At 68.5% G+C, this 14322-nt stretch carries 12 protein-coding genes; 6 read left to right on the plus strand and 6 right to left on the minus strand.

All coding sequences use genetic code 11. The annotated features are described in order from the left end of the window. Nucleotides 1-53: 53 nt before the first annotated feature. On the plus strand, nucleotides 54-1349 hold the full coding sequence (locus EL337_RS14735; protein ID WP_126316588.1) for an HNH endonuclease signature motif containing protein: 1296 nt from the start codon (nucleotides 54-56) through the stop codon (nucleotides 1347-1349). Here the strand turns inward: EL337_RS14735 and EL337_RS14740 are convergent. Together EL337_RS14740 and EL337_RS14745 are read right to left on the minus strand one after the other, a co-directional pair. Then, a complete protein-coding gene (locus EL337_RS14740) occupies nucleotides 1346-2830 on the minus strand; it encodes an acetyl-CoA acetyltransferase (protein ID WP_048631046.1) in 1485 nt (494 codons plus the stop codon). The genes EL337_RS14735 and EL337_RS14740 overlap by 4 nt on opposite strands. Nucleotides 2831-2844: 14 nt before the next feature. Then, nucleotides 2845-5205, minus strand: coding sequence for a CaiB/BaiF CoA transferase family protein (locus EL337_RS14745; RefSeq protein WP_048631047.1), 2361 nt, complete (start codon nucleotides 5203-5205; stop codon nucleotides 2845-2847). 116 nt (nucleotides 5206-5321) lie between these two features. On the opposite strand from EL337_RS14745, the gene EL337_RS14750 reads away from it, so the two are divergent. Then, entirely contained in the window at nucleotides 5322-7829 is a 2508-nt protein-coding gene (locus tag EL337_RS14750) for a phosphoketolase family protein (protein WP_048631048.1), read from the plus strand. Between the two features lie 21 nt (nucleotides 7830-7850). Then, entirely contained in the window at nucleotides 7851-8609 is a 759-nt protein-coding gene (locus EL337_RS14755) for a CPBP family intramembrane glutamic endopeptidase (protein WP_048631049.1), read from the plus strand. 6 nt (nucleotides 8610-8615) lie between these two features. Here the strand turns inward: EL337_RS14755 and EL337_RS14760 are convergent, their stop codons facing one another. Continuing rightward, nucleotides 8616-9206: a CGNR zinc finger domain-containing protein gene (locus EL337_RS14760; protein WP_048631050.1), complete on the minus strand. Its 591-nt coding sequence runs from the start codon at nucleotides 9204-9206 to the stop codon at nucleotides 8616-8618. A gap of 103 nt (nucleotides 9207-9309) precedes the next feature. Between EL337_RS14760 and EL337_RS14765 the strand changes: the two genes are divergently transcribed. After that, entirely contained in the window at nucleotides 9310-9789 is a 480-nt protein-coding gene (locus EL337_RS14765; RefSeq protein ID WP_083442979.1) for a hypothetical protein, read from the plus strand. A 1-nt stretch (nucleotide 9790) separates the two neighbouring features. Here EL337_RS14765 and EL337_RS14770 read toward each other — a convergent pair whose 3' ends face one another. The 3 genes from EL337_RS14770 to EL337_RS14780 form a co-directional block, all read right to left on the minus strand. After that, nucleotides 9791-10807, minus strand: a complete 1017-nt coding sequence (locus EL337_RS14770; protein ID WP_197724110.1) for a zinc-binding alcohol dehydrogenase family protein — start codon at nucleotides 10805-10807, stop codon at nucleotides 9791-9793. A 25-nt stretch (nucleotides 10808-10832) separates the two neighbouring features. Beyond that, nucleotides 10833-11138, minus strand: coding sequence for a GlsB/YeaQ/YmgE family stress response membrane protein (locus EL337_RS14775; RefSeq protein WP_048631051.1), 306 nt, complete (start codon nucleotides 11136-11138; stop codon nucleotides 10833-10835). A 129-nt stretch (nucleotides 11139-11267) separates the two neighbouring features. Continuing rightward, nucleotides 11268-12242: an APA family fibronectin-binding glycoprotein gene (locus EL337_RS14780; RefSeq protein WP_048631052.1), complete on the minus strand. Its 975-nt coding sequence runs from the start codon at nucleotides 12240-12242 to the stop codon at nucleotides 11268-11270. A 345-nt stretch (nucleotides 12243-12587) separates the two neighbouring features. Between EL337_RS14780 and EL337_RS14785 the strand changes: the two genes are divergently transcribed. Continuing rightward, entirely contained in the window at nucleotides 12588-13259 is a 672-nt protein-coding gene (locus tag EL337_RS14785) for an SDR family oxidoreductase (protein ID WP_048631267.1), read from the plus strand. Nucleotides 13260-13329: 70 nt separating this feature from the next. Beyond that, complete coding sequence (locus EL337_RS14790) at nucleotides 13330-14280, plus strand: LLM class F420-dependent oxidoreductase (protein WP_048631053.1); 951 nt, start codon at nucleotides 13330-13332, stop codon at nucleotides 14278-14280. The last annotated feature ends 42 nt before the right edge of the window (nucleotides 14281-14322 follow it).

The raw sequence follows: 14322 nt of genomic DNA on the forward strand, positions 1-14322 counted from the left end.
GAGCCGCCTCGCGCGATCCAAAATTTGTCGGACCCTTCTGGTGTGATGGTGTTATGTCTTTGGCGGCAACATCTTTGGGACCTAAGGAGCGTCTTGAGGTGTTGTTCGACGAGTTGTCGGAGTTGGCGGGTCAGCGTAACGCGATCGATGGGCGCATCGTCGATATCGTGGCCGAACTCGACGGTGACCGGCTGTGGGGCATGACGGGGGCGAAATCGATCGCCTCGCTGGTGGCGTGGAAGCTGGGGGTGTCCCCGCGCAACGCCGAGACCATCGTCGCGGTGGCTGATCGGGCCGAGCAGTTCCCGCGCTGCACCACCGGGTTGCGGCAGGGCTGGTTGTCGCTGGATCAGGTGGGGGTGATCGCCGAACGCGCCGGTGACGGCTCCGATGACCATTATGTGGGGTTGGCGCGGTATGCGACGGTCACCCAGTTACGCACCGCGGTCACACAAGAACTGCCCCCCGAACCCGACCCCACCCCCGAAGAGGACGACGAAGAGGACGACGACGAGGACGGCGAGGTTCGTCCGCAGCCCGGTCCGGAGGCCGGGCAGTCCATCACCAAGATCAGCGAAGCGGGGTTCACGACGTGGCGGATCCGGCTGGCGAATCCCGAGGCTGCCGTGTTCGACGCAGCGTTGTCGGCCCACCGCGATGCCCTGATCGCCGAGTGGAAAGACGACCACCGGATCGAGGGCCGCGACGGGGCGGGCGTGGCGCCGTTCCCGAGCATGCTGGGGGCGTTCACCCGGCTGGTCGAGTCCAGTTGGGACGCCGAAGCGGCCCGGCGTCCGCACGGCCAGCACACCACCGTCGTCGTGCACGTCGATGTGGACACGAAGGTCGGGGCGCTGCATCTGGGTCCGCTGCTGACCGACGAGCAGCGCCGCTACCTGAGCTGCGATGCCACCTGCGAGGTGTGGTTCCAACGCCACGGCCAACCCATCGGGGCCGGGCGGGCCACCCGCACCGTCAACCGGCGGCTACGCCGGGCGCTGGAGCACCGCGACCGCTGTTGTGTGGTGCCCGGCTGCGGGGCGACCCGCGGCCTGCACGCGCACCACCTGATCCATTGGGAAGACGGCGGCGTGACCGAACTCGACAACCTGGTGCTCGTCTGCCCGTTCCATCACCGGGCGCATCACCGCGGCGTCATCACCCTCACCGGACCGGCCCACACCCTCGTCGTCGCCGACGCCCGAGGTCGTCCACTCAGCGGCGCCTCACTGGCCCGGCCACCCACCACCGCCCCACCCCGCGTTCCGCCGTACCGCGGACCGACCGGCGAACGCGCCCAATGGAAGTGGTACCACCCCTTCAAGGCACCACCACCGACCACCAACTAACGAGGCTGTTCCAGCGACGCTGTACCGTCCTCGTGCACGCGTACCGACGCGCCGGCGATGTCGTCCCGCACGGTCGTTTCGGCGTCGGCCGGATCGGTGATCACCGCGAGTACCCGGGCGTCCTCGGGTGTCCGCACCGCCAGGAACGCCTTTTCGGGCGTGCCGTCGCGATCCACCGGCGTCGTCCACGACTCGACAGTCCCCACCCCACTCCAGTCGACCAGCGCGGTGCGGGTGGGTTCGGCGTCGACCTCGGCTTGGACGTCCTCCCAACGGAATTCGTGTTCCGGGGGCTCGGTGCCGTATACGCCGAAGCTGTGCTTGGTCAGGTATCCGCCGTTGGCGGTGATCAGACCGCGCTTTCCCGGCCGGGACGCCAGCTGCTCGGCCATGGTGGCGATGGAGTGCGTGACGTAGTTGTTCCACGGCCCTCCGGCGAACGTCAGTCCGCCCGTCACGGTCAGCGGCCGAGCCGGGTCACCGATGGGAAGGCCGAGCTCCTTGGCCGCGACCTGGACGGCCGACGGGAAACACGAATACACGTCCACCAGGTCCATGTCGTCGATCCCGGCGCCGGCGAGCTCCAGTGCGCGGCGGCCCGCGATGCGGATCGCCGGAGAGGTGTGGAATTCCGCCCGCTCACCGATGGCGTACGTGTCGCGGGAATCGGCCCCGGCGTAGGGGAAAACCCAACGCTCGGAGGAGATCTGGAGAGTGGTGGCCTTCTCCGCCGACGCCAGGATCAGCACGGCACCCTGATCGACCATGTTGTTGGAGTTCATCAACTTGGTGTAGGGCCAGCTGATCATCCGGTTCGTCGGCGACGGTTGCCAGATCTGCTCGGCGGTCAGCGCCTCCCGGCTCCACGCGTGCGGATTGCCCGCGGCCACGGCCGAGAACTGCGCCCACAGATCCCCTATCCGGCGGCGGTGCTCGTCCGGCGACTCTCCCGCGGCGATGCGCACCGCCTGCTCGAACATCGGATACACGTACGCCGGGCGGTCCAGGTTGATCTTGAGGTCGCCGGGACCCGCCATCGGCATGTTCTCGTCCGACCCCGGGGCCAGCGGCACTGATTCGTCCTGGCGCGTCCAGTCCTGCTTCCTGCCCTGGGCGCGCATCCGGGTCCGGGTGCGCCACGTCTCCGCGCCCGCGATCAACACGACGTCGGCGCGGCCCTGCTGGATGTCCAGGCATGCCAGGTTGACCAGTGTCTGCGGCACGTTGCCGCCGATGCCGGTGTAGCGTGTGGCCGCCCCGTCGGCGCGGATACGTTGGGCAAGAAGCAATCCCGGATCTCGATATCGCCACGACAGCAGGTTGACGATGCGCACGGCGTCGACGGCCTCGAGAACGCGCGGATCCGCGGCCTCACGCGCGGCGGCCACCATGAGGTCCACCGGTTCGACGTCGGGGTTCTCATCGTGCTGGTTCACCTGGCCGTAGCCGACGAGCACCGGTGTCCTGGGGTCGATGGGCATGCTGGAACAGCCTCCTAGCTGTTGTCGTGGGCGAACAGTGCGCCGTCGGTGATCAGTGCGTCGATCCGTTCGGTACTCAACCCGAGCACCTGACGGCAGACCTGGACGGTGTGCTCGCCGGCCATCGGGGCCGGCCGCAACTCGGCGCGGGGAATCCGGGTGAACGGCGCCGGTCCCGTCTCGGCGGGGATAGGCCGGTCCATCAGTGGGTGCGTCATGTCGGTGAACAACCGCCGAAAGCTCACCTGCGGATCCTGCGCCACGTCGACCGCGCGGTTCATCGGCGCGGCCGGGACTCCGTGCTGCTGCAAGTATTCGGCGACCGCAGCCTTGTCCTGCCCCGACGTCCACCGCGACACAGCGCTGATCAGCTCACCGCGGTCCTCCGGAAGACCTGCGCGCCCGATCAATTCGGCGACCGTGGCCCGGTGCGACGCCGATCGCAGCGAGATCACGCACCATTCGTCGTCGCCCGCGCAGGGGAACACCGCGTCCACAGCGTCCTCGTCGGTGACGACGGGCAGTCCGGCGGCCTTGGCTGCCTCGCCGATGTATACCTCGGCCAGCTGGTTGATCGCGGCTTCCGCCTGGGAGATGTGCACATGCCCACCCGGTCCCCTGCCGCACCGTCGCCGGATCAGTACGCTCAGCGCGGCGATCGCGGTGAGCCTGCCGACGACGTGGTCGGGGAAGATGGTCGTCGCGTCGTAGAACGTGCCCGGTTCGGCGTCGGGCGAGGTCCACAACCTCGTGACCCCGGTCGATGCACGGACCAGCGGGCCGTAACCCATCTGCGCGCTCCAGGGCCCGCGGTCACCGAAGGCGCTGCTCTCGGCGAGCACGATGCCGGGATTGAGGGCGCGCAGCGTGTCGTAGCCGAATCCGAGCGAGGACAGCGTGCCCGGCTTGAAGTTCGCGAACACCGCATCGGCGCCCTCGACAAGCCGGCCGAACAGTTCGGCGCCGGCCGGGTGCCGCAGATCGAGGCCGAGGCTGTATTCGTTGCGGTGCGTCAGCGCCCATGACCGACTCATCGGCTGGCCGGGCGGAGTCTGTCGCAGGCCGTCGGGGTAGGCCGGGCTCTCTATCTTGATGACCTCGGCGCCGAGATCGGCGAACAGTCGGCCCAATTCGCCGCCGGCGACGATGACACCGAGGTCGAGGATGCGCAGTCCGGCAAAGGGTCGCGACGAGGATCCGTCCCGGGGCGGCTGCGACGGAACGGCCGAAGGCTCGGCAGGCCATCCCGCAACGTCGGTCCCGGGAGCCGGCGGCGGCTGCCGGTATCCGCGATGCAGTCCGTCGACGACGAACGGACCCACCGGTGCGGTCACTGCGACATCAGGGGTCAGCGACATGTCGGTGAGTGCGCCGACCTCCCGGAAGTGGTTGTCCGCCAGCGCCTCTGCCGGCGTCCGTACCGCTGCGATGGGGACGCCTCGGGCCTGCCCCTGTGCCACCAGATCCGCCATGGACCCGGGGGCGAACAGGGCCGCGATCGCGGTGTTGAGCGCATCGGAGGCGGCGTAGCGTGCGGCGATGGTGTCGAACTCGGGGCCGGCGAACTCCGCCGGCTCCCCGAGCCAGGCGAACATGCCCCGCCACTGCCGCGCGGACAGTAGACAGATCCGCACGTGTCCGTCCCGGCAGGCGAAGATCGGGTAGATCTGCTGGTTCCGGGGCCGGCCCCGCCACAGCTGGCCGGGCGGCTTGAGTCCCACCGCGGCCTGCCCCTCGGAGCCGAACGGGGGATCCAGCGCCTGGACGACGGCTTCGAAGCGGGAGAAGTCGATGAATTCGCCTTTGCCGCAACGCAACCTGTCGTAGTAGGCGACGAGTACGGCCCAGGCCGCCTGCACCGCGGCGGTCGATGACGCCACCCCCGACGGCGGCAACACCGGTCTGCCCGACGTTGGCCCGGTGCGCGACAGCGCCGACGACATGGCGTAGAACACGGCGTCGGTGGCCCGCCATGCCGCGTAGGGCCCTTCCGTTCCGAAGTCGGTGACCGACAGCGCCACCAGGTGACTGAAGGTCGCGGCCAGGTGCCTGACGGATGTGCCGAAAAGTGCTGCACCACCTGGAGTTCCGGCATCGATGACGATGTCGGCGGTGGCGGCGAGCTCGAGCAGCCGGGTGCGGTCCCCTGGATCGTCGGGATCGAGTTCTGCGCACCGCTTGTTGGCGTTGTTCACCGTGAACCCCACGCTGACACCGGCCACCGAAGGAGGGGCGTGCCTCGCGGGTGCGCCGCCGGGTGGCTCGATCTTCAGGACGTCGGCGCCGAGGTCGGCCAGGATGCGGCCGACGGCGTCACCGTCGCCGAGCGACAGGTCGAGCACGCGCAGGGACGCCAGCAACGCTCCCTCGGCCATGCACCCGTCCTGTCTTGCGCTGTCGGTGACTGATCACGATAACGGTGCGCGAAAGATTAACGCGCATGCCATCGGGTACGAGTTGACCGCACCAGGATGCGGAGTTGGATGAGGACATGACAACCACGACCACAGCCCAGGACAGCTCGCCCGCCGCGTGGCAGACCGTGGAACGCCGGCCGCTCGACGACGACGGCGTCGAGCAACTGGACAGGTGGTGGCGTGCCGCCAACTACCTGTCGGTCGGCCAGATCTACCTGCTCGACAATCCGCTGCTGCGCACCCCGCTCACGCGGGAAGACGTCAAACCGCGCCTGCTCGGCCACTGGGGCACCACGCCAGGCCTGAACTTTCTGTACGCCCATCTCAATCGGGCCATCAGCGAGCGGCAGCAGTCCACGGTGTACGTCACCGGGCCCGGTCACGGCGGGCCGGGTTTGGTGGCCAACGCCTATCTCGACGGCACCTACAGCGAGATCTATACCGACATCACCCAGGACGCCGAGGGGATCCGCCGGTTGTTCCGGCAGTTCTCCTTCCCCGGCGGCATCCCGTCGCACGTCGCCCCCGAGACCCCCGGGTCCATCCACGAAGGCGGCGAGCTGGGCTACGCGTTGTCGCACGCCTACGGCGCCGCGTTCGACAACCCCGATCTGCTGGTGGCCGCGGTCGTCGGCGACGGGGAGGCCGAGACGGGCCCGCTGGCGACGAGCTGGCACTCCAACAAGCTGGTCAATCCGGCCAAGGACGGCGTGGTCCTGCCGATCCTGCACCTCAACGGCTACAAGATCGCCAACCCGACGGTGCTGGCGCGCATCCCCGAGGACGAGTTGCGCAGCCTGATGGTCGGCTACGGTCACCGCCCCTACTTCTTCGAGGTTCCCGATGGACCTCAGGACTCCTCCGACGAGGTCCGCGCTGATGCGCACCGTCGGTTCGCCGAACTTCTCGACGACGTGCTCGACGACATCGCCGACATCAAGGCCAAGGCCGCGGCAGGCGAACAGGAGCGCCCGGCATGGCCCATGATCGTGTTCCGCACGCCGAAGGGATGGACGGGGCCCGACTACATCGACGGCAAGAAGACCACCGGCTCCTGGCGGGCACACCAGGTGCCGCTGTCCAACGCACGCGACACGAAGGAACACCTCGCCGTGCTGTCCGACTGGCTGGCCTCCTACCGTGCCGACGAGTTGTTCGACGCCGACGGAAAGCTGCTGCCCGACATCGCCGCGCTGGCGCCCCCGGGGCAGCTGCGGATGAGCGACAACCCGCACACCAACGGGGGCCTGCTGCTCAAGGATCTCCGGCTGCCCGACTTCCGCACCTTCGCCGTCGACGTCCCGACGCCGGGCGCCACGGTGGCCGAGGCCACCCGCGTGCTCGGCCAGTGGCTGACCGAGGTCATCCGGCTCAACCCCGACAACTTCCGCATCTTCGGACCCGACGAGACCGCATCCAACCGGCTGCAGTCGGTGTACGAGGCCACCGACAAGCAGTGGAACGCCGAGTTCTTCGGCCCCGAGGTCGACGACCACCTCGCGAGAGTGGGTCGGGTAGTCGAGATGCTGTCGGAGCACCAGTGCCAAGGCTGGCTCGAGGGCTACCTGCTCACGGGCCGCCACGGGTTGTTCAACTGCTACGAGGCGTTCATCCACATCGTCGACTCGATGTTCAACCAGCACGCGAAATGGCTCAAGGTCACCAACCACATCCCGTGGCGGCGGCCGATCGCCAGCCTGAACTACCTGCTCTCCAGCCATGTCTGGCGCCAGGACCACAACGGTTTCTCACATCAGGACCCGGGTTTCATCGACCACGTCGTCAACAAGAGCGCCAACGTGGTGCGTGTGTACCTGCCACCGGACGCCAACACGCTGCTCTCGACGTACGACCACTGCCTGAGGTCGCGCCAGTACGTCAACGTCGTCGTCTCGGGCAAGCAGCCCGCGCCGAACTTCCTCACCATGGACCAGGCCATCGCGCATTGCACGCGCGGTCTCGGCATCTGGGAGTGGGCCGGGTCGGAGGTGCTGGGTGAGGAGCCGGACGTCGTGCTCGCCTCCGCAGGCGACGTCCCGACGCTCGAGGCGCTGGCTGCCGCCGACATCCTGCGCACGAAGCTGCCGGACCTCAAGATCCGGTTCGTCAACGTCGTGGATCTCATGCGGCTGCAGGATTCGACCGAGCATCCGCACGGCCTGACCGACCGCGATTTCGACATGATCTTCACCACCGATAAGCCGATCATCTTCGCCTACCACGGCTACCCGTGGCTGATCCACCGACTGACCTACCGGCGGGCCGGACACGCCAACCTGCATGTGCGCGGCTACAAGGAGGAGGGCACCACGACCACGCCGTTCGACATGGTGATGCTCAACGACCTGGATCGCTATCACCTGGTCATGGACGTCATCGACCGCGTGCCTGCGCTCGGGTCCAGCTGCGCGCCGCTGCGCCAGGAAATGGCCGACAACCGCCTGACTGCCCGCGAGTACACCCGGGCATACGGCGACGACCTCCCTGCGGTCAAGGACTGGGTGTGGCCTGCCGCCCGGGAGGCGGGATTCGCCACCTCAGCAGGAGGCGCCGCCGCTGCGACCGGGGGCGACAACGAATAACCCAGGTAGCCTGGAGCGGTTATGTCTGACGTCGCCGCTCCGCTCGAGCCACACCCCGTGGTGGCGCAGCTGGCTGCGTTGCATCACTTCCGTGTCTACGTCGACATCGCCGTCGTCGTCGTGGTGCTGGCGCTGACCAACCTGCTGGCGCACTTCACCACTCCCTGGGCGAACGTCGCCGTGGTCCCCGCCGCGGCGGTCGGGCTGCTGCTCCTGGTCCGCACGCGCGGTCTGGATTGGTCCGAGCTCGGCCTCGGCCGTGAACACTGGCGATCCGGCGCGGGCTACGCGCTGGGCGCGGTGGGACTCGTCGGCGCCGTGATCGCGATCGGCGCGATGCTGCCCTGGACCCGGCCGATGTTTTTGAACAACAACTACGCGACGCTCTCGGGTGCACTGGTCGCCTCGATGATCATCATTCCGCTGCAGACCGTGATCCCTGAGGAACTGGCGTTCCGCGGCGTGCTGCACGGTGCGCTGGACCGGGCGTGGGGATGGCGCGGTGTCGCCGCCGCCGGCTCACTGCTGTTCGGCTTGTGGCACATCGCGACATCGATGGGATTGACGGCCAGCAATGTCGGCTTCACGAAGATCCTCGGTGGCGGGGTGTTCGGCATGGTCGCCGGCGTCATCGGGGCGGTGGTGGCCACTGCGGCCGCGGGCTTCGTGTTCACCTGGCTGCGGCGCCGTAGCGGCAGCTTGATCGCGCCCATCGCGCTGCACTGGTCGCTCAACGGGCTCGGCGCGTTGGCCGCCGCGCTGGTGTGGCACCTGTCCTGACTCGGATCAGGCGCCCGCTTTCGCCCTGCGTGCGCGGAACTCCCGGTTCTTGAGTTTGTTGCCGCACGAGGCCATGTCGCACCACGTCCCGCCGTGGTTACGGGACTTGTCGTAGAACGCCCACCGGCATTCGTCGTTCCCACACGCCTTGAGCAACCGCCAGCTGTCGTCTCGCTGGGCATCGTGGATCACCAGCAGCAGCGCCGCGAGGCGAGCGGGAAGGTCGTCGCCGTCGACCGCCACCGCGATCGTGCCGTCGGGACCGACCGCGGGGCGGACGTGCGCGGCTTCAGCGATCCGGTGCAGCGGTGCGAGTCGGTCGGGGGTCGGTTCCGGGCCGCCGCCGTTCTGGATGAGCAACGCCCGCAGCGCTTCTCGGACTTCGACGACGAGGGTGAGGTCGGCGTCGGTCAGCGGCGCAGACGGCGCCAGCAGTCGCTGCTCGACCAACCAGGGCCGGGCATCGGACGGATCAGCGAGACGGTCGGCGCCGTCGGGCCGCTCGACAGTGTTGACGAGCGACTGGATACGACGCAACGGGCCCGGCGCGGGTTTGTCCTCGTCGTCGCCCGGCCACGTCACCTGCCGCGAATTCATCGGACCATGCTACATCGTCATGACCAGTAAATCGCATTGACTGGTCATGCATGACCGGTATAGGGTTTTTGGTAGTCATAGCGAGCGAGGCGGAGACGACACGATGCCCGATCACCGAATCACCCCCGAGCTACTGGGTGCCGTGACCTGTGCGCGCGCCGCCCCGGCGGCCCGGCGTTGCTCCCTCACTGCGCGGCTCACCGCCCGCCTGCGGGCTCACCGATACGACCGAATGCTCGCCGTGGGAGTCAGCGCCGACCCGGGGAGCGCACTTGCCGCGCACCGGACGCGCCTGACGTCGACGACCGAACGGCAGGCGGTCGCGAGTGCGCTGCTGCGAGCGGTACGGGAGGCGCGCGACCCCGACGTGCACTCGTGGCGCATTCCTGTCCACATCGTGAACGTCATCGCCGCCGCGGACCTCATCGACCAGGTAAGGCGGCGGTTGCAGTCCCCGCGTCCGGTTGGCGTACTCGGGATGGCCCGGCTGCGGCTCGTGCTCTCCGATGGCGCCGGTCCGCTCTACCGCTTCGGCCGCGGAGACCTGACCGGCCGCCTGGGGGCCGCTCTGGCGGAACTCTGAGCTAGACCATCAGCACGCCGGCGCCGGCGATCCGTCCGCCGCTCAGGTCGGCGAGCGCCTGATCCGCTCGGTCCAGCGGGTACTGCGGGCCGGTCACCTCCAAGGGGTGATCGGCGGCGAACTCCAGAAAAGCGAGCGCGTCGGCGCGGGTGTTCGACGTCACCGAACGCAGCTGCCGCTCCTGAAAGAGGTGACGCTGAGAGTTCAGCGTCGGGATGTCACTGAGGTGGATGCCGGCGACCGCCAGCGTCCCGCCACGATCGAGTGCTTCGAGGGCGGGCAGGACGAGCTCGCCGACCGGAGCGAACAGGATTGCCGAATCCAGCGGCACCGGCGGCGCGGCGCTCGCCTCCTGGGCGGAGGCCGCACCGAGGGACAGCGCCAGCTCCCGGGCCTGTTCCCCACGGGTCATGACGTGAACTTCCGCGCCCGCGGCGAGTGCGACCTGGGCCGTGAGGTGAGCGCTCCCGCCGAAGCCGTAGATGCCGAGTCGCCCACCGGGCGGCACCTCGGCCCGCAGGAGTGCGCGGTAGCCGATGATTCCCGCGCACAGCAGCGGCGCCAGCTGGGCGTCGGTGTATCCGGCAGGCAGCGGCAGCGCGAACGCGGCAGGCACCGTCGCGAATTCGGCATAGCCACCGTCGGCGTCCCATCCCGTGTAGCGGGACTGCGGACACAGATTCTCCTGGCCGCGCACGCAAGACACGCAGGTACCGCAGGTATGGCGCAGCCACGCGATACCCACCCGATCGCCCGTCGCGAACCGCGAACCGGCGTCCGGGCCGAGCGCCACCACCTCGCCGACCACCTCGTGGCCGGGCGTCACGTCCGGCCGGTGTACCGGCAGGTCGCCCTCGGCAACGTGCAGATCGGTACGACAGACGCCACACACCCGCACGGACACCAGCAACTCGCCGGGTCCCGGCTCCGGTATCGGCACGTCCGCGGACACCAGCGGTCGGGTCGACATCGGCCCGGGGCGCCGGACCTGCCATGCCCGCATCGTGCGGTCGGTCATGACCTCACGATGCCACGGCCGCGGGTCAGACCTTCTTTCTCTGCACCATGCCGACGATCCACAGCAGGATCACTGCGCCGAGTACGGCTGTGAACAGCGTGAACCACCAGCCGCCACCCGCCGTATCGAGGAAGAAGCTCAACAGGAACCCTCCGATGAGCGCGCCGACGACGCCGATCACGATGTTCATCAGGATTCCCGACCCGGAGCCCTTGACGATCTTCCCGGCGATCCATCCCGCGATGGCGCCGATGATGATGTAGCCGATCCAGCCCACGCTGGTGACCGTGCTGGAACGCGCCAGAATCTCTGTTGCCGCAATCATCTCCATCAGGAGCTCCCACCTGTCGATCGCCGGGCCCGGTGCGGATGCGACCGGACCATGGCCCAGGTATACCGCCGCCGGGTAACGAATCGGCAATGCAAACGGTGCGCGAAACGGACACGATCACGCGGGCCGTCAGGCCGGGGGCAGCATCCCCGGCGCCGTGTTCGGATCCACCGGAACCGGCACGCCGACGGCGGGCCTCGGTGCCGGTGCGTTCGGGTCCACCGGTGGCGGCGGCGCGTTGGGGTCCGGCGGCGGAGGCGGTGGCGGTGGCGTCCACGGGCGAATCGAGTTGGCCAGCGTGACGGCTTCGGCCTGCGGAACCGGGTTGGTCGCCGTACCCAGCCACACCACGAACCACCGCTCCGGTGTGCGCTGCCCGCGGGGAGTGCCGGGAGCCGTCGGTGCACCCACGACACCGGCCCAGATCTGCCCGTTGGGCTTATTGGTGTCGGTGAACTTCACCTCGTAGTAGGAGGCGACGCCCGTCGCGCCTCCGGCGTCCAGCGGTATCACCTGTTGGTTGACCCTGGTCCCCGGGAAAGGCATGAAGAACTCGCCCATGTCGGACGCCAGCCGCTGCGCGGCCTTGGTGTTGTCACTCTCGGCGCCTGCGAACAGTTTCAGATCGAGCCGGCCGAGCAGGACGCTGGTGTCGCTGGCGGGCTCGGCGTCGGGCGGTGACCCTTCCGGCGGCAGCTTCGACAGCAGTGCCTGTCCGTACGACAGTTGCGTCGCGTCCGAGACCGTCCAGCCGGCCGGGACGACGTAGCTGAAGCCGCCGGCGGCGTTGTCCACGCGGCCGGGCTCCGGCGCGGGTGGCGCTTCGGGGTTGGCCGGCGGTGCCGGTGCGTTCGGGTCGACCGCGGGCGGCGGCGCATTCGGGTCGACGGGCGCAGGTGGTGGCACCGCAGGCGGCGGGGCTTCGGGTGCACCGACCGCGGGAGGCGGTGGGGCAGGCGAAGGCGTCGGCGCGGGCTGAGCGTGCGCGACCGCGGGCAGGGTCAACGCCGCCGCCAACGCGATGGTCGTGGCGCCGCTCAGTGCCGCGCGGAGCGACGTCGACAGGCACTTACGGCGGGGAGGATGCACATCCTGCTGATCCATGGGGATGAAACTACCGTGTTACAGCCGTGACGCAAGTGTGAGGAGGTCAAAGAGTGCTCAATTGTTATATTGCTGTATGTTAGATCACAGCACATAGACAGGTTTTGAAAGTTTGCTGACATGCGTCAGCTCCCGCACGGCGCGCGGGCGGTGCGAGCGGTAGCTCTGCTGCTGCAGAGTCTGACCAGTTGATCGCGGCACGTCGCGGCACCGTTACGCCGCCCATTCCAGCGTTCGCCGGGGCCGTTCACGGGACGGCGCGTCGGGTTTCCGCATCTTGCTACTGTCCAGTAACATTTAGCCGACTCGCTGGGGTTCAGCGTCGAACGCAACAGGAGGCCGATGATGGATGTGCTGATCACGGGGTGCGACACCGAACTTGGCCGCACGATCGCGGAGAGCTTCTGCGGAGCCGGCCACACGGTATTGCTCGGCGGACGGAACCGCGACGACCTCGAAGTTCTCGCCAAGGAACTCGACGTCGACGCGCTCGTGTTCGACAACACCGATCCCGCCTCGGTCGCCGGCCTGCACGGCCAGGTACCCGCACATCTGGACACGATCATCAACGTCCCCGCCCCGCAGTGGCACGGCGGCGATCCCCGCACCTACACGCTCAGCGACCACGCCGGCGAATGGCGGGGCCTCTTCGATGCCGGGCTGGTCGCGTCGGTGCTGACCGTCCAGGTCCTCGGCGACCATCTGCGCTCGGGTGGCTCGATCGTCACCGTGATCCCCGATCCGCCGCGCGACGGTTCTGCCGCCGCCGCCGTGAAGGCCGCGATCACCGACTGGACCGCCGGACAGGCCAATCACTTCGGCATCCGCGGTATCACCGTCAACGCCGTCGCGGTGGGCCGCGGCGTCGACCAGGGCTACGCCGGGCTGGGCACCACCCCGCCGTCGGTCAGTGCGGAGATCTCGCGGCTGTCGCTGTTTCTCACCACCCCGGCGGCCCGGCACATCACCGGACAGACGCTGCACGTCAGCCACGGCGCGCTCGCCAACTTCGCCTGAATTTATTCCGGCCTTCGCGTCCAGCGAAACGCACGCCGCCGCGGCGCAGGCAGTGGTTAGGGTCGAACACGTGACGATTCGACTCGGGCTTCAGATCAACAACTTCTCCTACGGGGCATCCGGCCAGGCTGATGTCGCCGACCTCTTCCCCACCGTCATCGCGCAGGCGCAGGAGGCCGACAACGCCGGCTTCGACTCCGTCTTCCTGATGGACCACTTCTACCAACTCCCCGGTATCGGCAGCCCGGACCAGCCGATGCTGGAGGCCTACACCGCCCTCGGCGCCCTGGCGACAGCCACCGAGAACGTGGCGCTGGGAACTTTGGTCACCGGCAACACCTATCGCAATCCGACGCTGCTGGCCAAGGCGATCACCACGCTCGACGTCATCAGCCAAGGGCGCGCGATCCTGGGCCTCGGCACCGGCTGGTTCGAGCTGGAGCACGACCAACTGGGCTACGAGTTCGGGACCTTCACCGACCGGTTCAACAAACTCGACGAAGGGTTGCAGATCATTCTGCCGATGCTCAAGGGTGAGCGCGCCACCTTCACCGGGAAGTACTACCGCACCCAGGAAGCGTTCGCCAATCCCCGCTTCCGCGAACACATTCCGCTGATGATCGGTGGCAGCGGCGAGAAGAAGACCATCCCGCTGGCGGCCCGGCACTTCGACCACCTCAACATCATCGCCGGCTTCGACCAGCTGGCCCGCAAGCTCGACGTGGTCCGGCAGCGCTGCGAGGAGATCGACCGCGATCCCGCGACGCTGGAAACCAGCATGCTGGTCGGCGCCTTCATCGGGGGTCCGGAGGACGGAGTCGACCCGAACTCCATCCCCGACGAGTTCAAGCAGAGCACCGTGGCGGGCAGCGTCGAGCAGATTGCCGAGCAGATCAAGTCGAAAGTTCTCGACGCCGGGATCGACGGCGTGATCCTGTACGTACCCACGCAGATCTTCGGCTATCAGCCGGGTCAGATCGCCGCGCTCGGCGAGGCACTCAAGCCGCTGGTCACCGGCTGATCTGCCCCAGCACACGCACCGACGGGATGAACAGCGGCCGCG

The sequence above is a fragment of the Mycolicibacterium aurum genome (assembly GCF_900637195.1).
GTDB lineage: Bacteria > Actinomycetota > Actinomycetes > Mycobacteriales > Mycobacteriaceae > Mycobacterium > Mycobacterium aurum.